Source organism: Anaerosporobacter mobilis DSM 15930 (assembly GCF_900142955.1).
Lineage (GTDB): Bacteria > Bacillota > Clostridia > Lachnospirales > Lachnospiraceae > Anaerosporobacter > Anaerosporobacter mobilis.
Genome location: NZ_FRCP01000019.1, coordinates 37,809 through 59,458, shown reverse-complemented (window position 1 = coordinate 59,458; position 21,650 = coordinate 37,809). Strand labels below are relative to the sequence as shown.

24 protein-coding genes are annotated in these 21,650 nt (G+C 35.1%); 21 read left to right on the top strand and 3 right to left on the bottom strand.

What is annotated here, in order from left to right:
* The first annotated feature begins 11 nt into the window (after positions 1–11).
* A complete protein-coding gene (locus BUB90_RS17670) occupies positions 12–2,027 on the top strand; it encodes a CotH kinase family protein (protein ID WP_073289791.1) in 2,016 nt (671 codons plus the stop codon).
* Between the two features lie 84 nt (positions 2,028–2,111).
* On the opposite strand, the gene BUB90_RS17665 is transcribed toward BUB90_RS17670, so the two are convergent.
* Positions 2,112–2,879, bottom strand: a complete 768-nt coding sequence (locus tag BUB90_RS17665; protein ID WP_073289789.1) for a shikimate dehydrogenase family protein — start codon at positions 2,877–2,879, stop codon at positions 2,112–2,114.
* Positions 2,880–3,071: 192 nt separating this feature from the next.
* Here BUB90_RS17665 and spoIIIAA point away from each other — a divergent pair, with 192 nt between their 5' ends.
* From spoIIIAA to BUB90_RS17565, 20 genes are all read left to right on the top strand, one after another.
* On the top strand, positions 3,072–4,034 hold the full coding sequence (spoIIIAA, locus tag BUB90_RS17660; RefSeq protein WP_139241799.1) for a stage III sporulation protein AA: 963 nt from the start codon (positions 3,072–3,074) through the stop codon (positions 4,032–4,034).
* 110 nt (positions 4,035–4,144) lie between these two features.
* Positions 4,145–4,666, top strand: coding sequence for a stage III sporulation protein AB (locus tag BUB90_RS17655; protein WP_073289787.1), 522 nt, complete (start codon positions 4,145–4,147; stop codon positions 4,664–4,666).
* Between the two features lie 38 nt (positions 4,667–4,704).
* Entirely contained in the window at positions 4,705–4,899 is a 195-nt protein-coding gene (spoIIIAC, locus tag BUB90_RS17650; RefSeq protein ID WP_073289784.1) for a stage III sporulation protein AC, read from the top strand.
* Between the two features lie 58 nt (positions 4,900–4,957).
* Positions 4,958–5,338 (top strand): stage III sporulation AC/AD family protein, encoded by a 381-nt coding sequence (locus tag BUB90_RS17645; RefSeq protein ID WP_073289782.1) that lies wholly within the window; start codon positions 4,958–4,960, stop codon positions 5,336–5,338.
* A gap of 91 nt (positions 5,339–5,429) precedes the next feature.
* Positions 5,430–6,602, top strand: coding sequence for a stage III sporulation protein AE (locus tag BUB90_RS17640; RefSeq protein WP_073289780.1), 1,173 nt, complete (start codon positions 5,430–5,432; stop codon positions 6,600–6,602).
* Between the two features lie 50 nt (positions 6,603–6,652).
* Positions 6,653–7,291: a stage III sporulation protein AF gene (locus BUB90_RS17635; protein ID WP_073289778.1), complete on the top strand. Its 639-nt coding sequence runs from the start codon at positions 6,653–6,655 to the stop codon at positions 7,289–7,291.
* A gap of 14 nt (positions 7,292–7,305) precedes the next feature.
* Positions 7,306–7,881, top strand: a complete 576-nt coding sequence (locus BUB90_RS17630) for a hypothetical protein (RefSeq protein WP_073289776.1) — start codon at positions 7,306–7,308, stop codon at positions 7,879–7,881.
* A 9-nt stretch (positions 7,882–7,890) separates the two neighbouring features.
* The gene (locus tag BUB90_RS17625; RefSeq protein WP_073289774.1) at positions 7,891–8,667 is read left to right on the top strand and encodes a SpoIIIAH-like family protein; all 777 of its coding nucleotides are present in this window, start codon (positions 7,891–7,893) and stop codon (positions 8,665–8,667) included.
* Between the two features lie 153 nt (positions 8,668–8,820).
* Positions 8,821–9,198, top strand: coding sequence for an Asp23/Gls24 family envelope stress response protein (locus BUB90_RS17620; RefSeq protein ID WP_073289772.1), 378 nt, complete (start codon positions 8,821–8,823; stop codon positions 9,196–9,198).
* Positions 9,199–9,320: 122 nt separating this feature from the next.
* Complete coding sequence (gene nusB, locus BUB90_RS17615; protein WP_073289769.1) at positions 9,321–9,716, top strand: transcription antitermination factor NusB; 396 nt, start codon at positions 9,321–9,323, stop codon at positions 9,714–9,716.
* Between the two features lie 57 nt (positions 9,717–9,773).
* A complete protein-coding gene (gene xseA, locus BUB90_RS17610) occupies positions 9,774–10,982 on the top strand; it encodes an exodeoxyribonuclease VII large subunit (protein WP_073289767.1) in 1,209 nt (402 codons plus the stop codon).
* Positions 10,982–11,188 carry an exodeoxyribonuclease VII small subunit gene (xseB, locus tag BUB90_RS17605; RefSeq protein WP_073289765.1) on the top strand — a complete coding sequence of 69 codons (207 nt, stop codon included), beginning with the start codon at positions 10,982–10,984 and terminating at the stop codon, positions 11,186–11,188. Before xseA ends, xseB begins: the two co-directional genes overlap by 1 nt.
* Positions 11,178–12,122 carry a polyprenyl synthetase family protein gene (locus BUB90_RS17600; RefSeq protein WP_073289762.1) on the top strand — a complete coding sequence of 315 codons (945 nt, stop codon included), beginning with the start codon at positions 11,178–11,180 and terminating at the stop codon, positions 12,120–12,122. Before xseB ends, BUB90_RS17600 begins: the two co-directional genes overlap by 11 nt.
* Positions 12,122–14,038, top strand: a complete 1,917-nt coding sequence (gene dxs, locus BUB90_RS17595) for a 1-deoxy-D-xylulose-5-phosphate synthase (RefSeq protein WP_073289760.1) — start codon at positions 12,122–12,124, stop codon at positions 14,036–14,038. Before BUB90_RS17600 ends, dxs begins: the two co-directional genes overlap by 1 nt.
* Positions 14,039–14,052: 14 nt before the next feature.
* Positions 14,053–14,946: a TlyA family RNA methyltransferase gene (locus tag BUB90_RS17590; protein ID WP_084139353.1), complete on the top strand. Its 894-nt coding sequence runs from the start codon at positions 14,053–14,055 to the stop codon at positions 14,944–14,946.
* 27 nt (positions 14,947–14,973) lie between these two features.
* Complete coding sequence (locus BUB90_RS17585; protein ID WP_073289758.1) at positions 14,974–15,828, top strand: NAD(+)/NADH kinase; 855 nt, start codon at positions 14,974–14,976, stop codon at positions 15,826–15,828.
* A 34-nt stretch (positions 15,829–15,862) separates the two neighbouring features.
* Positions 15,863–16,333, top strand: coding sequence for an arginine repressor (gene argR, locus BUB90_RS17580; protein ID WP_073289757.1), 471 nt, complete (start codon positions 15,863–15,865; stop codon positions 16,331–16,333).
* Positions 16,334–16,468: 135 nt separating this feature from the next.
* The gene (locus tag BUB90_RS17575; RefSeq protein WP_073289756.1) at positions 16,469–17,197 is read left to right on the top strand and encodes a YebC/PmpR family DNA-binding transcriptional regulator; all 729 of its coding nucleotides are present in this window, start codon (positions 16,469–16,471) and stop codon (positions 17,195–17,197) included.
* Between the two features lie 304 nt (positions 17,198–17,501).
* Positions 17,502–17,909: a DUF3788 family protein gene (locus BUB90_RS17570; protein WP_073289755.1), complete on the top strand. Its 408-nt coding sequence runs from the start codon at positions 17,502–17,504 to the stop codon at positions 17,907–17,909.
* A gap of 428 nt (positions 17,910–18,337) precedes the next feature.
* Complete coding sequence (locus tag BUB90_RS17565) at positions 18,338–19,225, top strand: hypothetical protein (RefSeq protein WP_073289754.1); 888 nt, start codon at positions 18,338–18,340, stop codon at positions 19,223–19,225.
* Between the two features lie 397 nt (positions 19,226–19,622).
* Here the strand turns inward: BUB90_RS17565 and BUB90_RS17560 are convergent, their stop codons facing one another.
* Both BUB90_RS17560 and BUB90_RS24460 read right to left on the bottom strand, forming a co-directional pair.
* Positions 19,623–20,864, bottom strand: coding sequence for an IS256 family transposase (locus tag BUB90_RS17560; RefSeq protein WP_073289753.1), 1,242 nt, complete (start codon positions 20,862–20,864; stop codon positions 19,623–19,625).
* A 622-nt stretch (positions 20,865–21,486) separates the two neighbouring features.
* Positions 21,487–21,648, bottom strand: coding sequence for a helix-turn-helix domain-containing protein (locus tag BUB90_RS24460; protein WP_408605957.1), 162 nt, complete (start codon positions 21,646–21,648; stop codon positions 21,487–21,489).
* Positions 21,649–21,650: the final 2 nt, after the last annotated feature.

The window sequence follows — 21,650 nt, the reverse complement described above, 5'->3', positions numbered from 1 at the left end:
GTGGGTGAAATATGATTGAGAATAAACGCATAAATAAAATCATCATAATCTGTACACTAGTTGTCTTGGTATTAACCGGAGTTATGATCTATCTTGGAAATACGGACTTGGTAACGGAAAATAGTGGTGTTTCTTTTGACTATGAAACGAAATTGTTTGATCATGATACGATTATAACTGTAGATATTCAGGTAGATGAAGATTCTTGGAATTCGATGATTGAGAATGCAAGTAACGAGGAGTATATAACTTGTGATGTGGTAATTAACGGGCAAACCTATAGTAATGTGGGAATACGCCCAAAAGGGAATACAAGTTTATCACAGATTGTTTCTGATGATACAACGGACCGTTTCAGTTTTAAAATCGAGTTTGACCAATATGATAAGAATCAGAATTGTTATGGACTGGATAAATTAGTACTGAATAATGTTATGTCAGATACCTCCTATATGAAAGAGTATCTTTCTTATGACTTGTTGAACTATGCAGGAGTTGTTACGCCGCTTTATAATTATGCCTCTATCAAAGTGAATGGAGAGGATTGGGGCTTCTATCTTGCACTCGAAGGTATGGAAGAGTCCTTTGCTATGCGAAACTATGGCGCGAGTTATGGACAGTTGTATAAGCCAGAAACTATGGGCATTGGTGGAGGAATGAAGGGCATAGACGGATTGGATATAACTGATTTTCAAGACAGGAAGAGAGAAGAAAATACTGATGAACCAGGAGATGCCTCCAAGAATTCAGATTCATCACAGCGTGATAATTCAGATGAGGCGGCAATGCCAGATTTTAATGAGTTAAGAGAGACGTTTGGAGGCAATGAAATGGGCGGAGGTGTTGGTGGTTCCTCATCCTCTGCGAGTCTTCAATATATAGATGATGATATTGATAGTTATAGTACCATCTTTGATGCGGCAGTATTCGACGCCAAAGATAGTGACTATGAGCGTGTCATTACAGCGATTAAGAACCTAAACGAAGGAAATGATTTGGAGAAATACGTTGATGTTGATGCTGTATTACGCTATATTGCAGCGAATACCATACTAGTTAATTTAGATAGTTATTTCTCTAGTATGCAACATAATTACTACCTCTATGAACAAGATGGACAAATCACAATGTTACCATGGGATTACAATCTATCCTTCGCAGGATTTCAAAGTGGAACTGCGACATCAGCTGTTAACTTTCCAATTGATACACCAGTGTCTGGAATTGATTTAGAGGATCGCCCAATCATAGCAAAATTGTTTGAGGAGGAAGAATATCTGGAACGATATCATCAGATTCTTCAATCAATTGTCACGGGATACTTTGATAGTGGCTTATATACTAGTACAATCAATGATATTGACTCTAAAATTGCTTCTTACGTTGAGAATGATGTATCAGCTTTTTATACGTTTGAGGAATACAAAACAGGTGTAGAGAATTTGAAACAATTTGGTCTTTTACGTGCTAAGAGTATTCAAGGACAACTCAGTGGTGCTATACCATCAACAACTGCAGGACAGGAAGCAGATAGCAGTACTCTAGTTGATGCTAGTAATGTTAACCTTACAGCCATGGGTACGCAAGGCGGAGGTAATATAGGTGGTGGAAAGATGCAAAACTTCGACCAATCAACCATGGGACAAGGTGGAGCACCGCAGATGCCAGATGACACGAATGGAAATGCAGATGCCAGTGGAAATACGGACACAAACAAGGTGACACCACCACAGATGCCCAATGACACAAGTGGAAATGCAGATGCCAGTGGAAATACGGACACAAACAAGGTGACACCACCACAGATGCCCAATGACACAAGTGGAAATGCAGATGCTAGTGGAAGTACAAAACAGTTTGGAAATCGTGGTGGTATGCCGAATGGATTTAATGGAGATACACAGCTAGGAATGGATACTGTAGATAGTCAAAAGAATGAACTAATCGTATTATCCGTATGTATAGTAGCTCTCACCGTGGCTATAATTGCTGCGATAGTCTTTAAGCGAAGAAAATATAGAGCATAGAAAAATGCCATCAGTTGTGAACTGGTGGCATTTTTCTGTCATCTGAAAGATATCTTAATTAAGATGTCTATAAATCAGTTTCTATTATTTCATCATATCGGTCATAATTTGATTGTATATTGGATCGATTACATCATCATCAATTGATTTATCTAAGAAAAATTCTACTGCATATTTGGCTTGACCTACAAGCATCTCTAAACCGTTAACAGCTTGCATTCCTAGTTCGCTAGCCTGTTTCGTTAATTTGGTTTGCAATGGATTATAGATAATGTCAAGAACTGCTTTGCAATGTGGGAATAAGGTAAGATCGATTGGACTTTGATCTACGTTAGGATACATACCAACAGGACTTGTGTTTATAATTACTTCTACATCCGTATGATTTTTGACTGCCTCTTCTTTTGTAATTACGCCAGGTCCAGAAACAATATCAATAATAATAATTTCTTTTGCTTGTAAGTGATTTAATACTGCGATAACTGCTTTAGAAGCACCACCATTACCAATTACAAGTATCTTTTTACCTTCAATTGTAACCTTATGGTGTTCAACCATATATAAGAATCCAGAAAAATCTGTGTTATGTCCGATTAATTTTCCTTCTTTGTTAACGATTGTATTAACAGCACCAATACTTTTGGCGTTAGAATCCATCTCATCTAAATATGGAATTACATCGCATTTATAAGGGATTGTAACATTGATTGCTTTGAAACCTCTAGCTTTCATGAATTCGGGAAATTCCTCTCTAGTAAGAGGAGTAATATTATATTGATAGTCCGCTAATTTCTCGTGTATTTCTTTGGAAAAACTATGTCCAAGTTTTTCACCGATTAGTCCGTATTCCATAGTCATAATCTCCATTTCATTATCATATTATTTTTAGAACGTAACTGTTTAGTTAACCAGCTTACTGAACTACTTTGACGTTGCCTTTGAATCTAATCTTAATATAAGAGAAGAAACATTGCAAGTTTATTATGAATAAATCCGTATCTATAACATATATTGTTTTAAGAATAGATTAGTGGGGGGATATAGGTGATTAAAAAAGACGAGCTGTTAAGGATTTTTTCTGTGCAACTAAGAAATGTTTTATCTAGGCTAAATTTGAATTTTGGTAATCTTCAAGAAATCCGATTGAGGATAAACACACCTTTGATGGTGATTTATGACAATAGAGAATACTTTGTCTCAATGAAATATGAATTGACTGACCGTATTCAAGATGCTTACATGATAACAAAAAACGAGATACGAGAAACAATGGAATATATTAGCAATTATTCTTTGTATGCATTTGAAGATGAAATAAGACAAGGTTTTATAACCATACAGGGAGGTCATAGAGTTGGTATCGCAGGGAAGGTGATTCTTGAAGATAATCGCATTAAGAGCATTAAGCATATATCATTTATCAATGTAAGATTATCACACCAAGTAAAAGGTTGCGCAGACTTAGTCGTTCCATACATAGCGAGTGATGATAAGAAGAATATCTTCCATACACTGATAATTTCGCCACCAAGATGTGGTAAAACTACACTACTAAGAGATATTATAAGACATCTATCCAATGGTGAAGGAGTTGCTGAAGGTATAACGGTAGGAGTGGTGGATGAAAGATCGGAAATCGCTGCATGTTATATGGGTATACCGCAGAATGAATTAGGAATCCGAACGGATATCCTAGATTGTTGTCCTAAGGCAGATGGTATGATGATGTTAATTCGTTCTATGTCACCTCAGATAATAGCAGTAGATGAGATTGGATCGAGAGAAGACATTGAAGCGATTGAATATGTAATTAACTGTGGTTGCAAATTAGTCGCTACGGTACATGGAAGCTCCATTGATGATATTAAAAGTAAACCAATACTGGGTAGACTTGTAAGAGAAAAGATTTTTGAGCGGTACATCGTTATGGATAATCGAAAGAGCATAGGCCTTGTTGAAGAAATCTATGATGCAAGAGGAACACTGTTATATAAAGATAATTATTAAGTTAGCAGCAAAGGGTTTTGGGTCCATTCATGTGAATCTAGCTTTGAAAGAATAAGGTAACGGCGGTTACTGATGAATATCTAAGTATTAAAAAGAGAGGAGAAAAGCAGATGGTTGCGAAAATAATAGGAGCTATATTAGTTATTGTATCAAGTGGAGGTATCGGATTATATTTTAGTATTATATTGAAAGAGAGGATTAGCGACTTAAAAGAACTAAACAAATTAATTATTATTCTCAGAGGCGAAATCCGATATGCAAGTACACCTTTACCAGAGGCAGTTAGTAACCTCGCATATCGTACAGATGGTGAATACCGTCGATTCCTACTTGCAGTAGCTGAGGAGATAGACAAGCAAGAAGGTAAATCGTTTGGTGACATATGGAATGGATGTGTTGAGAAGGAATTAGTTGATACAAGCCTTAATAAAAAGGATAAATTATTATTGACTAGACTTGGTGAAAATCTAGGATATCTAGATAAAGAGATGCAGCTAAATACAATAGATTTGTATATAACACAAATTCAAGGAGAACTTGATGACGCAGTTGATGGTGTGAAAGAAAAGGTGCGTCTCTATAATATGCTTGGTGTAATGGCTGGTATCTTCATTACAATTGTCTTGATCTGACAAGAATTCATTAAAAAATTGAGAAAGGAAATGCGGATATGTCAATTAATCTAATATTTAAAATAGCAGCAGTTGGTATCTTAGTTTCGGTACTAAGCCAGGTGCTAAAGCACTCTGGAAGAGAAGAACAAGCATTTCTAACAAGTCTGGCTGGACTGGTTCTTGTATTGTTGTGGATTATTCCATACATAGCAGAGTTATTTACCACGATTAAGTCGCTATTTTCATTATAACACGTGGTTCGCTTAATAGTAGAAACCAAGATAGTGTGAAAGGGGTATGTGAACGCATATGATAAAGGCAGCTATCATAGGTATTGTAGGGGTTTTAATTGCCATTCAGTTTAAGGGTGGCAAATCAGAATATGGAATGTATATCGCGGCAGCTGTTTGTATCATTATTACAGCGCTTGGTATTACAAGGTTAGAGATTATTATTGATACCATTAATCGAATTCAAGGTTACTTATCCATTAATAAAACATATTTTAATATACTATTTCGAATTATAGGAATTACATATATCTCGGAGTTTGCATCAAGTCTTTGCAAAGATGCGGGACATGCAGCTATTGCAGGGCAGATTGAGTTAGTTGGAAAGCTATCCATATTAACAGTAAGCATGCCAATTCTATTAGCATTATTAGATACAATCAACGAGTTCTTAGCATAATATCAAGGAAAGGAGACCTGTGTAGCCCAACTTTTAACTATTGATCTGGGCTGTATCACAAGTAATCTTGCGATATACATGGGAGATAATTATGAAACGACTTATCATTACAATCATACTTCTGTTGCTATTAAACTCAACGTCAGTTAGTGCCAATGATAAGATGTTGCATGAGGAGCAAGATAATGAAGATACATCGACAGAGGATTATTTAACATACTACGAAGATTTTGATTATGATGATATACAAAGTGCTATTGACAATGTTTTGGTAAGTAAGGGATCGTTTGATTTTAAGGACTACGTGGGAAAATTAATAAGTTCTGGTGAGGGAATATCGGCTAAAGGTGCTATTGGTGATCTGTTTACGGCGTTTACTAAAGAATTTGATGCAAATCGATCCGCATTATTTAAATTAATTATGATCGCAATAGTGGCAGCAGTATTCACTAATTTCACCAATGTGTTTAATAACAATCAGGTCGGTGAAACCAGTTTTTATATAACATATTTATTATTGTTTACAACCATAACAGGTACATTTGCTACGGCTACAGCAGTAGCAAGTGGTGCAATTTCGGCGGTGCTGTCTTTCATGAAGGCGTTAATTCCTACATACTTCATGTCAATAGCATTCTGTTCAACAAAAGCAACAACATTGGTTTTTTATGAGAGTGCTTTGGTCTTAATTACAATCGTAGATGTGGTTCTTGTACGTGTTATGATTCCACTTGTGAATATATATATGGTAATTACCCTAGTTAATAATTTGGCTAAGGAAGACTTTCTCTCAAAATTGGCCGAGCTATTAGAATCTATCATAAAATGGTCTATGAGAACACTATTCATAGCGGTTGTAGGATTCAACACAATACAAGGATTAATCGTGCCAGCTTCTAATTCTCTTAAGAAGTCTTTAGCAATCAAATTCACAAAGGCGATACCTGGTATAGGAAATTCTCTTAATTCAGTAGCGGAGACAGTTATGGGAGCGGGAACTTTAATAAAGAATGCAATTGGAGTGACTGGATTAGTGGTAATTGTTCTGATCTGTGTTATTCCACTAATTAAATTAATCATTACGATGTTAATCTATAAAGTTGGAGTTGCAATAGTACAACCTATATCAGATAAAAGAGTTATTACTTGTATCAGTGGTGCTGCTAATGCGGCAGGATTGTTGGTTTATGTGGTAAGCATAGCGGCAGTTTTGTTCATGGTTACCATCGCGATTCTAGCGGCAACAACGAGCATTGGTGTGTAAAGGTCAGAGACGTTTCCGTGCACCGTAAACTTGAGAAATGGAGGTTTCCTATGGGGCAGATTTATTCACTTGTAAGAAATATTGTGGTTTATCTCATTCTGGTTACGATTGTTATGAATCTGGTAGGAAAGAGTAGCTACCGTAAATACATTAGTATATTTACGGGGATGGTATTAATTCTTATTGTAGCGAAACCGATTGTAAGTCTTTTTAATTTATCAGATACATTTAATTATTACTTTAATAATAATCTCTTTATGGTTGAGGCAAAGGATTACAATGATGAATTAATTGCAGCTGATGATAAAGGCAAGCAAGCAATCTTAGCAGAATACCAGAACATAGTGAAGGATCAGATTGAGATGGTCCTAAATCGTTATAATCTATATTCCTCAACGATTAATACTACGTTGAATACAGATGAGTCAAGTGGTGAGTATGGAATGGTTACAGAGATTACAATAGTTGCTGCATTTACAAGAGAAGATAGTACAGTAAAAAGCAGCGACATTAAAGTAGATAAAATTATGATTAATCAAGATATTAAGATTGAAGGAAAGGAAAAGAAGGGACAGTCGGATAAAGAATCAGGTGCTTATGATGATACAAAGAAGAAGATACGGGAAGAATTGTCGAATTCCTTTCAGATAGAACAAGATCAGGTTCATATTACCATTGAAGAAGGTTAAGGAGGGAAGATAGCGTGGAGAAAAAGAAACTGTCATTGAAAGAGATAGGAATACCAAAGCTAATTATCATATTCATGTGTGGAATATTGTTAATAATTCTTTCGTTTCCCAGTTTGTTTTCAGGAGGTGATAAAAAAAACAATACAATATCTGAAGTTTCTAACGTACCAACGACTACATCAGCAGCTTCGTATGAGGAAGAGATGGAAGCTAGATTGAAAGAAGCATTAATGAAAGTAGAAGGGATAGGTAATGTGGAGGTAATGATCACATTAAAGTCTTCAAAAGAAAGCGTTACGCTTAAGGATACCCCTTATTCACAAGAATCACTAGATGAATCAGATAGCTCAGGTGGTGAAAGAAAGAGCACTACAATTGACAAAAAAGAAGAAACAGTACTACAAAACAGCGGAACTGGTGGATCAACTCCATATGTGATTAAAGAATTGGAACCAGAAATCGAAGGAGTTCTGGTAATTGCACAGGGAGGTGGTTCGCAAACAATAATCGGTGAAATTGTTGGTGCTGTAGAGGTATTATTTGATGTACCTGCACATAAAATTAAAGTAATGAAAATGAATTCTAATTAGGAGGTAACAATGAAGAATATTCTCAAAAAGAATCAAGTAATAATAACTGCGTTAGCTATCATGATTATTGTTGCAGGATACTTACAATTTACAAAGGATAAGGCAAATGAAGCACAACAAAGTGCAAGCAATAGTCAAGAAACAATGGAAGTTACAGATGGGGATGCACTCGATACATCTTCTAGTGATGTATTAAGCGTTGATGATGCAACAAGTGAATTACTTACTGCTGATTTAGAAAATGGTACAATGGATATCTCTGAGGAAGATAATGCCGCTTATGATGCAGCAGCAGCTGATACAGAAGAGGGAAAGCAGACAGCAGATGCTGATGTAGCAGATAGTACTGATGCAGCTGAAACTACAGCACAAGATGGTACAGACTCAACAGGAGAAGCAGTTTTAGTTAATACTACAATCGGTGCTGATTTCTTCTCATCTGCAAAATTACAAAGAGAACAGACGAGAGCTAAGAATAAGGAAACTTTAATGAGCGTAGTAGATAATAACAATTTGACAGAAGCACAGAAACAAGAAGCTCTTGATAAAGTTATTGAGATGACTGCAATTGCTGAAAAAGAAAATGCTGCTGAAACTTGGTTAGAAGCAAAAGGTTTTGATGGGGCTGTTGTTACTATTATTGAAGGTAAAGTAGATGTAATTGTTGGTGTACATAATGCTACAGAGCAAACTATTGCACAAATCGAAGATATCGTTAAGAATAAGACGGGTGTTACAGCAGATAAAATCACTATTAATCCAGTTGTTGTAAAAGGCGAGGAATAATACAAGACATCATATTTTGTGTTATAACACATAAATTTGGTAATACTATAATTAAGAATAACTTGCAAAACGGTGTAAGTTTGTTATAATAAACATAGTAATACCTGATGTGTAACAGAAGGTTACCAAGATGTAAACAGGAGGTAATTAGCGTTGAGTAAAGAACGAGAGAATAAAACTAACTATAGAATACATTCAGAAGGTAGTATTGGCGAAGTTCGTATCGCGGATGAAGTTGTTGCTATTATTGCAGGATTAGCTGCTACGGAAGTAGAAGGTGTAGCTGCGATGAATGGTAACATTACGAACGAACTTGTTAGCAAACTTGGGATGAAGAATCTTTCCAAGGGAGTTAAAGTTGAGGTCGGACCAGAATCTGTGTCAGTAGATTTAGCAATTACGTTAGAGTATGGCTGCAGCATTCCAAAGACTTCAGAAGCAGTTCAAGAGAAAGTTAAATTAGCAATTGAGAATATGACTGGATTAAACGTTTCCGAAGTAAATGTTCGTATTGCTGGAGTTAATGTATAGTCATTACCTTTCGTTAGAGTGGAACGGGTGCTTCAACCCCGCACTTAAGGTGCGGGGATATTTTTTGGTTTCTGGCAAAATATGCTAGATATTATACAGATGGATAACGCAGGAGGATTTTAATGAATAGAAGAGAAAGTAGAGAACATTTATTCAGAATGTTATTTCGTAAGGAATTTCATGATTCGACAGAATTAAATGAACAGATTAAATTGTATTTTGATTTATTAGAAGAGCCATCAGAGAAAGATCTTTCTTATCTGAAAGTGAAATTTGATATGATAATTGAACGTCTTGGTGACATTGATGCAATGATTGAACAAGTTACAGAAGGCTGGAAGATAAATCGTATTGGTAAAGTTGATTTAACAATCCTACGTTTGGCTGTATATGAGATGAAATATGATGATGATGTACCAACTAAAGTAGCAATTAATGAAGCAGTTGAGATTGCTAAGATATTTGGAGAAGATAATTCACCAGGATTTATTAATGGTGTATTAGCTAAGATAGTGTAGAAGTACACCTATTGAGAAACGATAAAACTTGCAAGTAATAGAAGGGACGTAACGAGTATGGATCATGTATATACGGTGACACAGATTAATCTATATATTAAGGACATGTTTGCCAGAGATTATGCTTTGAATCGTATCTACGTGAAAGGTGAGGTCTCGAATTGTAAATATCATACATCTGGACATATTTATTTTACATTAAAGGATTCAAAAGGACAGATGGCTTGCGTTATGTTCGCGGGTCAAAGAAGTGGACTAGCTTTTCGTTTACAAGAAGGACAGAGCGTAATAGTCCTTGGTAGTATCAGTGTATACGAACGAGATGGTAAGTACCAGATGTATGCAAGAGAAATACTTCTTGATGGAGCAGGTGTGCTTTATCAGAAATTTGAGGAACTTAAAAAACAATTAGATAGTGAGGGACTTTTTGGTCAAGAGTTCAAAAAGTCTATTAAACAATATCCGAATAAGGTAGGTATCGTAACTGCCAAAACAGGAGCAGCGATTCAAGATATGATTAATGTTACAACAAGAAGAAATCCGTACGTACAGTTAATTCTGTATCCTGCTCTTGTGCAAGGGGAGGCAGCCGCAGCCTCCATAGTAAAAGGAATTAAGTACCTAGATTCGTATGGAGTAGATACGATTATCGTTGGACGTGGCGGCGGATCAATTGAAGATCTTTGGGCGTTTAACGAAGAAGTTGTAGCGAGAGCAATCTTTTCTTGTAATACTCCTATTATATCGGCAGTAGGACATGAGACAGACACAACAATTGCAGATTACGTAGCAGATCTTAGAGCACCGACACCATCAGCCGCAGCAGAACTGGTGACAGGTGATATTCGTGATTTGTTTGATGATATACAGTCCTACAAACGCACGCTGCAATTCCACATGAGACAGAAGTTGCAGATAGCAAGAAATCAACTACGTCAGTATCAATTGCAATTAGAACATGCAAGTCCGTTGTATCAAGTGAATCAAAAGCGGCAGTATCTTATGGACCGTGAAAATCGTTTACAGTTTTTGATGAAACAACGTGTGCTTGAGAATAGACATCGGTTAGACATCTTAACTGAGCGTATGAAGGGGCTATCACCTCTTGATAAGTTAAGTAAAGGGTATGTGATTGTTACAGATGAAAAACAGAATGTTATCCGTAGTGTGAATGGGTTGTCGGTTGGTGATACAATCAAGGTTGAATTGATGGATGGAGATGTGACGGCATCTGTTATGTCGACACAGAGTAGGAGGCGTGAATAATGGCAAAAACATTAGAAGCTTCTTTTGAGGAGCTAGAACAAATAATTGGGCAATTAGAGAATCCAGAGGTTAGCCTTGATGATTCTTTTAAATTATATAATGCAGGAATGAAACTACTTAAATCATGTAATGATTCTATAGATAAAGTTGAGAAAAAGATCCTTGTACTTAGTGAAGAAGGAGATCAAACCGAACATGAACTTTAAAGAAGAATTCGAAAAAAAGGTAGAGAATATAGAACGAATAATAAGAGATTACTTACCGGAAGAGACAGGATATCAAAAAACTGTCTTAGAAGCGATGAATTATAGTGTACTAGCAGGTGGTAAACGTCTAAGACCAATGTTAATGGGGGAGACATTTTGCCTGTTTGACGGAAAGAATGAGAAAGAGATTGAGCCTTTTATGGCTGCTATAGAAATGATTCATACGTACTCTTTGGTACACGATGATTTACCAGCAATGGATGATGATGAATATCGTAGAGGAAGAAAGACCACTCATGTCGTATTCGGGGAAGCAATCGGAATACTAGCAGGAGATGGTCTGCTTAATTTTGCGTATGAAACTGCTTGCAAGGCATATCAATATAGCTTTAATGATGAAAATCTTGATACTCTAGATGACCAAATGTTATTAGAACGGTTAAAACATAGTAATCGAATCATGAAAGCGATGAATGTACTTGCGAAAAAACCCGGTGTTTATGGAATGCTTGGTGGGCAGGTTATTGATGTACAAGCAACAGGTCATGCAATTGAAAGAGATAGATTGGATGTAATCTATGAATGGAAAACAGGAGCATTGATTGAGGCGTCTATGATGATCGGGGCTATACTTGCAGGAGCGAGTGACTTAGAAGTGGAAGTGGTACGAAAGATAGCTCTTTCAATCGGTCTAGCATTTCAAATTCAAGATGATATCTTAGATGAGACTAGTACGATGCAAGTTCTTGGGAAACCAATTCATAGCGATGAGAAAAACGAGAAAACTACCTATGTAACCTTGTTTGGTTTAGATAAAGCAAAAGAGTTTGTTGAAGAATTATCTAATCAAGCAATAGAACAATATCAGTCATTGAATAAGAAGAATGAGTATCTTGAAAAATTAATCTACTATTTAATAGACAGGGAAAAATAATGGAAGATAAAATAAAAGAAGCTTTGACAGCGTCAAATATATTAAACAATATTAATAAACCAAATGACATTAAGAAAGTTTCTGCTGATGAATATTCAGCACTGGCAACTGAAATCCGAGAATTCTTGATATCGAATATCAGCGTAACTGGTGGACATTTAGCATCTAACTTAGGTGTTGTTGAATTGACTATGGCACTACACCTGTCCTTAAACTTTCCAGAAGATAGGTTAGTTTGGGATGTAGGTCATCAAGCTTATACACATAAAATATTAACTGGTAGAAAAGAAGGCTTTCGTAAACTTAGAACGTACGAAGGCCTAAGTGGTTTTCCAAAGATAAAAGAAAGTGACTGTGATGCCTTTGATACAGGACATAGTTCCACCTCAATATCAGCAGCCCTTGGTTTAGCGAAAGCCAGAGATTTACAGAAAGAAAACTATAATGTCTTTGCGGTAATTGGAGATGGTGCGCTATCAGGAGGAATGTCGTTTGAAGCTTTGAATAATGCTGCAAGACTACAATCAAACATGGTCATAATTTTGAATGATAATAATATGTCCATTAATGAGAATGTTGGTGGAATGGCAACCTATCTAGGGAAAGTCCGTACAAGTGTTAAATATAATGGATTTAAAGAGGGAATTGAACGGGTTTTGTCTACTTTGCCAAAAGGAAAATCAGTAATCGATCGTTTGCGTCGTTCTAAGGATAGTATAAAACGATTGTTTATACCGGGAATGTTATTTGAAGATATGGGACTTACCTATATAGGGCCGATCGATGGTCATAATATTGAACAACTATTATCGGCGATTAACAGTGCGAAAAATATGAAGGAAGCAGTAATTATTCATGTAATTACGAAAAAGGGAAAAGGATATAAATTAGCAGAAAAAAATCCTTCCAAATATCATGGAATTGATCCTTTTATAATTGAGACTGGTGAAGTTAAGAAGAAGAGTACCAAGAGTACCATAAGTTATACAGATAAATTTGCGAAAACATTAGTTTCTTTAGCGGAAAAGGATGAGAAGATTGTTGCTATAACGGCAGCGATGCCATCGGGTACTGGATTGATTAAATTTGCGAAGAGATATCCAAAACGATTCTTTGATGTGGGTATTGCAGAGGAACATGCAGTAACATTTGCAGCAGGATTAGCGGTTGGTGGTATGAAACCAGTCGTAGCAATTTATTCCACTTTCTTGCAAAGAGCATACGACCAGCTGTTACATGATGTATGTATTAATTCAATACCTGTTGTGTTTGCGATTGACCGTGCAGGGATTGTTGGTAGTGATGGAGAGACACATCAAGGTATATTTGATATCTCTTATCTACTCACTATGCCAAATATGACAGTGATGGCACCAAAGAATGGACAGGAATTTGAAGATATGCTCACGTTTGCAGTAAATCATAATGGACCTATTGCAATACGATATCCAAGAGGTAAAGTTTATTCAGGGCTTGGTGAGTTTCGAGCACCGATTGAATATGGAAAAAGTGAATTATTATACAGTGAAAAGGATATTCTTTTACTAGCATATGGTAATATGGTAGAGGTTGCTAATGAGGTAAGGAATCAGTTAAAGGAACAGGGCTATTCTGTGAGTTTGGTGAATGTCCGATTTGTTGCTCCATTTGATGAAGAATTACTAACGAAACTCTTACCAACCCATAGATATGTCGTTACGTTAGAGGAAAATATCAATTCGGGTGGATTTGGACAAAAAATAGTTGGATTTTTATGCAAAAATAATTATAATGATAATAAATACATTCGTATTTCACTTCCGGATGCATTCATACCACAAGGCGATGCTGATTTGTTAAGAAAAGAGTATGGAATAGATGCACAGTCTGTGGTGAACAAAATTCTTAGTGAAGTGGAAGTCAGTAATCGAATGTAGTTAACGAGGTGCTTATGAAAGAACGGTTAGATGTATTATTGGTTCAGCGTAACTTAGCCGAATCAAGAGAGAAAGCAAAAGCAATCATCATGTGTGGGAATGTTTTTGTTGAAGGACAAAGAGAAGATAAAGCAGGTAGTATGTTTGCTAATGATGTAGAGATTGAAGTAAAAGGACATTCTATGAAATATGTTAGCCGTGGTGGTTACAAATTAGAAAAAGCAATCGAAGAATATGGTGTTTCAGTACAGGATAAAGTTTGTATGGATGTAGGTTCTTCAACTGGTGGTTTTACGGATTGCATGTTGCAAAACGGTGCTGTTAAAGTGTATGCAGTTGATGTAGGAACAAACCAGTTAGCTTGGTCATTACGCTCAGACGATAGAGTCGTAAGCATGGAAAAGACGAATATTCGATATGTTACAAGTGAAGATATTAAAGAACCAATAGCATTTGCTTCCATAGATGTCGCTTTCATATCTCTAACTAAGGTATTAATTCCTGTAAGAAATCTCTTAGATGAGAAAGGACAAGTGGTCTGCTTAATTAAACCACAGTTTGAAGCTGGTAGAGAAAAGGTCGGCAAGAAGGGTGTTGTACGTGAGAAGAGCGTTCATATAGATGTTATTGAGAAAGTGATTAAGTATGCGGTAGCGATAGGATTTACTGTGTTGAATCTTGATTATTCGCCTATTAAAGGTCCAGAAGGCAATATTGAATATCTGCTATATATTGAAAAGAGTGAAGAAGGTAAACAAGTAGTTGATGATGGGGAAGAAAACGGCGTGGAAGTAAACTTTATAGATGTTTCGATTGATGAATGCAATAAGTCGGTACAAAATGAAGCAATCAGGGATCTTAATATGTTTATTAGAGAAACGGTTGCTAAGGCACATACTTCTCTATAAGTCTGATAGAAGGGCTCGGTATTAGCGATGAATAATTTCTGTATTATAACCAATATTGATAAAGATTGTGATTACAAAACCACAAAATTAATACAAGAGTACCTGATTAGTAAAGGCAAGAGATGTTTTATATCAACTGAGCCAAGTACAGTAGGTACGAGTGATGATAAAATAGATGTATCATGGATTACAGATGATACAGATTGTGTAATCGTACTTGGCGGGGACGGAACGATTATTCGTGCTGCTACAGATTTGTATACAAAGGAGATTCCTCTGTTAGGGATTAATCTAGGAACTTTGGGATTTCTAGCAGAGATTGAAAAGCAAGACATAATACCAGCGATTGATAGTTTACTGGAAGAAGATATACAGATACAAAAAAGGATGATGCTTTATGGGAATGTTTCTCGTAATAATCAAACTATGTACGAGGACTATGCTTTGAATGATATTGTTATAAGCCGAAGCGGTTTCTCGAGAATTATCTGTGTCAGTGTCTACGTGAATGATATTCTAGTTGATACATATCACGGGGATGGTGTTATAATAGCAACGCCTACAGGATCTACAGGGTATAATCTTTCGGCGGGAGGACCTGTTGCGGCGCCTAGTTCTAATGTGATGATGATTACACCGATTTGTCCGCATACCATGAGTCAACGAAGTGTATTAGTATCTTCTGATGATGAAATTACCATTTTAATAGATAAGAGTAAGAAAACACAGAAAGAAGAAGCAATTGCAACATTTGACGGTAGAATGGGAATGGAATTAGAAACAGGCGATGAGATTCGTATCAAGAGGGCTGAGAAGGTTACAAAGTTAATTAAGATAAATCAAAAGAGTTTTTACGAGATTCTTAGAAGCAAATTAAGATAGTAATAGATGTAGAATAAAATTTTAGGAGGTAAGTATGAAAATTAAACGTCAGACGAAAATAATTGAGTTAATTACGAAGAATGATGTAGAAACACAGGAAGAATTAGCTGAGTTACTGAATGCGGCGGGTTATAATGTTACACAAGCGACTATCTCAAGAGATATTCGTGAATTGAAATTAACAAAAGTATCTTCTGAAAAAGGTAAGCAAAAGTATATTGTATTACAAAAACAAGAAGCAGGTCTTAGTGAAAAATTCGTTCGTGTACTTCGTGATGGATTCGTGTCTATGGATCGTGCACAAAATATCATGGTTATAAAAACAGTTTCTGGTATGGCAATGGCTGTTGCTGCTGCATTAGATGCGCTACACATTAACGGAATTGTAGGTTGTATTGCAGGAGATGATACAATTATGTGTGCGATTCGTACCGTAGAAGATACCATTGAAGTTATGGAGAAAGTGAATAAGTTAGTTAGTGCTAGAAGTGATAGTTTCTTTTAAGATGTATTCATTCCTAAACTTGATTGTATGAACAAAACGTGATAAAATAGTTCAGTTAGTGTATAGAAACGTAACGAAACAGTTGTTTTATATACAAGATAGATTTTGACAGAATAGATATAAAGGAGAATTGATATGTCAGGACATTCAAAGTTTGCTAATATCAAACATAAAAAAGAAAAGAACGATGCAGCAAAGGGAAAAATCTTTACTATTATCGGTAGAGAAATTGCTGTAGCTGTTAAAGAAGGCGGAGCGGATCCGTTAAATAATTCGAGATTGCGTGATGTTATTGCGAAAGCAAAAGCAAATAACATGCCTAATGATACTATTGATAGAGGTATTAAAAAGGCAGCTGGAGATGCAAACAGTGTTAATTACGAACACGTTACTTATGAAGGATATGGTCCAAATGGTATTGCCATTATTGTAGAAGCTTTAACTGACAACAAGAATAGAACAGCGTCAAATGTAAGAAATGCATTTACAAAAGGAAATGGTAATGTAGGAACACCTGGTTGCGTATCTTTCATGTTTGATAAAAAAGGACAAATTATTATTGATAAAGAAGAATGTGATATGAGTGCTGATGATCTTATGATGATTGCTTTAGATGCTGGTGCTGAAGATTTTAGCGAAGAAGAGGATAGCTTCGAGATCCTAACTGACCCTGAAATGTTAAGTGAAGTTCGTGAAAAATTAGAAGCTGAAAAAGTAGCTATGGTAGAAGCTGAGGTTACTATGCTTCCTCAAACTTGGGTTGAGCTTACAGATGAAAAGGATATCAAATACTTCCAAAAGACATTAGATTTATTAGATGAGGATGATGACGTTCAAGCCGTTTACCATAACTGGGATGAATAATTTGATAATTTAATAAAGTCAGTAAAATCAAGGGTTTGAACTATTTGGTATAACATATGTTTGGAAAAAATAGGTGAAAATAACCAGTGATGGCGCAAATTATATATTGTATATGTTCAGTGATGGATATGCACAATTGACCTTCTTAGCATTTATCTAATGTCTAAGGAGGTCTTTTTAGTTGTTAGTGACATTGGCATAAAAAGGTAGACATGACTTTTTCGTGGTGGTATCATATGTTTATTAGTTTGCTTTAGTAATGTATTACGCAGTGTAGATTCTTTATATAATAGGAGGGTTACAAATGTATGAAAGATTGATTAATAAAAATGAAATGCCTACAATAGAAGAATTTTTAGTTCATATTGGAAAAGGGAAAGAATTGTTTGATAGCATCGATGCATTTTTGATAAACGAAATAAATTCATCAAAGATGATAAAATTTGATGCCCATAGTAGATGTTGGAAGATGAGTTATCACATAAAAAGAAAATACATTTGTGACATTATTACGGAAAAAGATGCTTTTACCATAGTAACACGATTATCCGAAGAGAGCATTAGAAATGTCTATGATGGTTTATTACCATATGCTAAAGAATGTATTGATAACAGCCCTTTTCGCCATAGAGGGTGGATTGAATATCGTGTTTTAAGTGCTCTGCATTTAGAAGATATTAAAACGATGTTGCAGATTAGAGCGAACGATTAGCCGTAAAGATACATATTATGAATAAAACACAAAGTTTACATAGTCCACAATATTTTTCAATAGCGTATTAATATGTTTAATAAGAAATGGATATACGCCTTTCAACTATTAATATAAGGTTGGTAGTTTTTTTTATACACTAAACTGTCCCTTGAGTAGATGGATTTTAAAGAATGTGTGGTTTCACCATATAAACAGTTAAGAAAGTAATAAAGAAGTTTATAGTAGTGAAATAATAAAATTTGGTGTATAAATTTTATTAATTACAAAAGACGGATTTTAGTGAAATTTAAACAAATTTATACATTTGTATTGATAATAATGTTGATATTATTATGTTTAAATGATATAGTAAAAATTAGTAATAAAACTAAATAAAAACTAACTAATACTATTTATATCTTTATGAATTTTTGAGGTGATGGAATATGAAAAAAGCAAGATACATAGATAAAGAAGGTAATGTTACCGAGGTCATTTCTGATAATATAACTCCTATTGACAATGAAGAAAAGTACAAAGAAAATCTGTACTGTGAGGACAAAAGATGCAACGCTAAATTATTTTATGTCGAGAGACAAAATCCTAAACTTAATAGATTTTTTAAAACTTTTTCAGGAAATTTACATAGGAATGGTTGTGTAAATGAAATTAACCGTGCTGGCACAAGAAAAGCATCTTTCTTAATAAGAGGTGAAGGGTCAAATGTAAGTGATGAACATATAATGAGAACTTTAAAAGATTCTTTTAAAAATTATAAAAATGATCTGAATCCAAGTGAAAAAAAGAATCAACTAACTAATAGTGGAGGTAAAAAAAAGAAAAGAAAAAGTACTTCAGTAACAGATGATAGTTCTGATGTTATTGCCGTAACAAAGGAAAGTCCAAACACGAATGGAGTTGATATTCAACTTAATGGTGAAAAAGAACCTAATATTCATAGAAATGAAGTATCAAGGATGATTGTTAATAAAGATGAACCTTTTAAAGAAATTCACGGTTTAGTAGATTCGATATATGAGAATGATGGTGAAATATACCTAAATGTGAGAGGAACACATGGAGGAAAATGTAGGATCTATTTCGGTACTCCTTTTAAAACACAACATCAACAAGAATATCAACTTTTACATTTAATTAAGGAATACATATTGAAGTGTTTAGTTGATAATATAAAAATCCAGTTACATTGCTTTGGAGAGTTAAAAGAAAATAATCAAGATATATCAGTCCAGATATATAGCTATAAGCATATTTTGATTGATGGACATGCATTTTATAAGATCATTCAATTAGTTAGAGGCTTTAATGTGTAAGTAGAGAATCTCTAATAGCCCATAGTGTCAAGTATAAGAATTACAATATTGATTAATAAATTGGTAATTTAAGATACTTTTTTGAACGAAATAGTATCTCCGAGTAAATCAAAAGTTTTCATAGTGAATCTACTGGTTCTTTGCTGGTATCTGGACAAGATTGAATACGATTCAAAAAAGTGATTTCCACATGAACAAATATACCTACGTTTTCTTAAAACTCTGCTTGGATGATTGTGTGAAGAAAAGTCTGTAAATACTGATCTTCTATGATAATGATAGGGTTGAAGGTTCTATGTTGAGCTTTCAACCCTTGATTTATATATACAGCACATGCTGATGCATGTCAAGAGCAGGCGAAATGTCCGCCTGTCAAAAAAATTTATGAAATAACATTTTATTCTGGTAGTCGGCCCTCATACATAATACTAAGTTCACCATAGACCTGCCCCCAGTTTCTAAGTGGTAAGTTCCATTTCTTAGTGGCTTCAAACGTGGATAAATACAGGGCTTTTAGTAATGCGGTATCACTTGGAAATACGCTTCTATGACGGTTCAACTTACGATATGTCGCATTTAAGCTTTCGATAGCATTCGTCGTATATATAACCTTACGAACCTCTGATGAAAACTTGAAAATCGGAGAAATAACATCCCAGTTTTGTGCCCAGCTTTTCATTGAATTTGGATATTTCTCATTCCATTTTTCTGTAACTCGTTCTAGTGCAATTAATGCTTTTTCTTCTGCTGGAGCCTGATAAATAGTTTTAAGATCTGCACAGAATGCTTTTCTATCTTTGTCAGCTACATATTTCATTGTATTTCTTACCTGATGAACGATGCATCGCTGATATTCTGTCTTAGTGAATGCAGTTACTATAGCTTCTTTGATGCCTGTCAATCCGTCGGCACAGATAATTAGAATATCCTTTACACCACGATTCTTTAGACTATTTAATATAGAAAGCCAGTATTTTGAACTTTCATTTTCTCCAACTTCAATGGTTAATACTTCTTTATAACCATCATTATTTATCACAAGAATCACATATGCTGCAAGCTTGCGGATAACCCCATTATCACGTACAGAATAATGAATCGCATCAATGTATAACACAGGATATACCTCCGAAAGAGGCCGGTTCTGCCAATCCTCAATTTGCGGTATTATTTTATCTGTAACATCAGAAATAAAGCCTTCTGAAGCTTCAAAACCATAGATATCATCCAATGTGTCTGAAATCTGTCGTGTAGTCATGCCCTTTGCATACAAGGATATGATATTCTGATCTATGTCTGAAATATCTTTCTGACGTTTTTTAACAATCCGAGGTTCAAAAGTAGATTTACGGTCTTGCGGAACTTCTATTTCCATACCTCCGTAGTTACTGTTTACTTTTTTGTTCTTATAGCCATTGCGATAATCATCGCTATCTGAACGTTCAGATTTGCTATAGCCAAGATGATCATCCATTTCAACTTCCATCATTTCTTTGATAGTACCACCAAGTAGATCTTTAAGGGCGTCCTGAATGTCTTGTGCAGATTCAATATCATACTCCTCTAGAAGCTGACGGATAATGTTTCGCTTTCCCTCTGTCATTTGAACTTTATGTACTGGTTTCTTTTCTCTTGCCATAATATTAGGCCTCCTATGATTAATATTTTATCATAGAAGACCCAAAAAATCATATTTACAGAAAAACTTTCACAGACTCGCTTGGATAATTTTTTATATTAACATTTTTCAAATCTAGTAATTTTTGATATAATTAGTTTGCATTAATATGCTCCTCCGAGTGACTGTTTTGATGGCACTTGGAGGTCTTTTTTTATATTATAATAATATGTTGGAGATTACAAATTTAAATCGCATATCCCAACATTTGCTACTGTATAAGTGTAGCTGTAACTGGTTATTATGATTTTTTCATATTTCAAGAATCTTTTCTTCTAGTTCTTTGTTTGGATTTTCATATCAAAACGCATCGGCCAAAACATATAAGTCGATTTAGGAAAACCTGTGATTGAGAGAATGTCTTTTAGTCTGAAGGACCCTCGGAGGCTGTGGAAGATTCTCGCTTTTTGTTCTGAGGTGTTCCCTATAAACGCAGCCTCCTCAGTTCTTTAAAATAGGCATTCTCTATTTTAAATTATAATAATTCATCATCTAGTTGTTTGACGTATTTTTCATTATTATAGAAGGTATCAGATATATCCAGATATATAGCTTTATGTTTATTCATTGTTCGTCGCCGCTCTTAACTCTTTGGTCTCAAAGCCTCAGGACCAGCAATTCTAAAATTATTAACCCATTTAGTAATCAATGGAGGAGTATTGAATTTGAAAGATAAAGCTAAATACCGATATGAAACTTCCGTTGTTAGATATAATTCTACTACATGGAACTTTGTACCTCTCAATT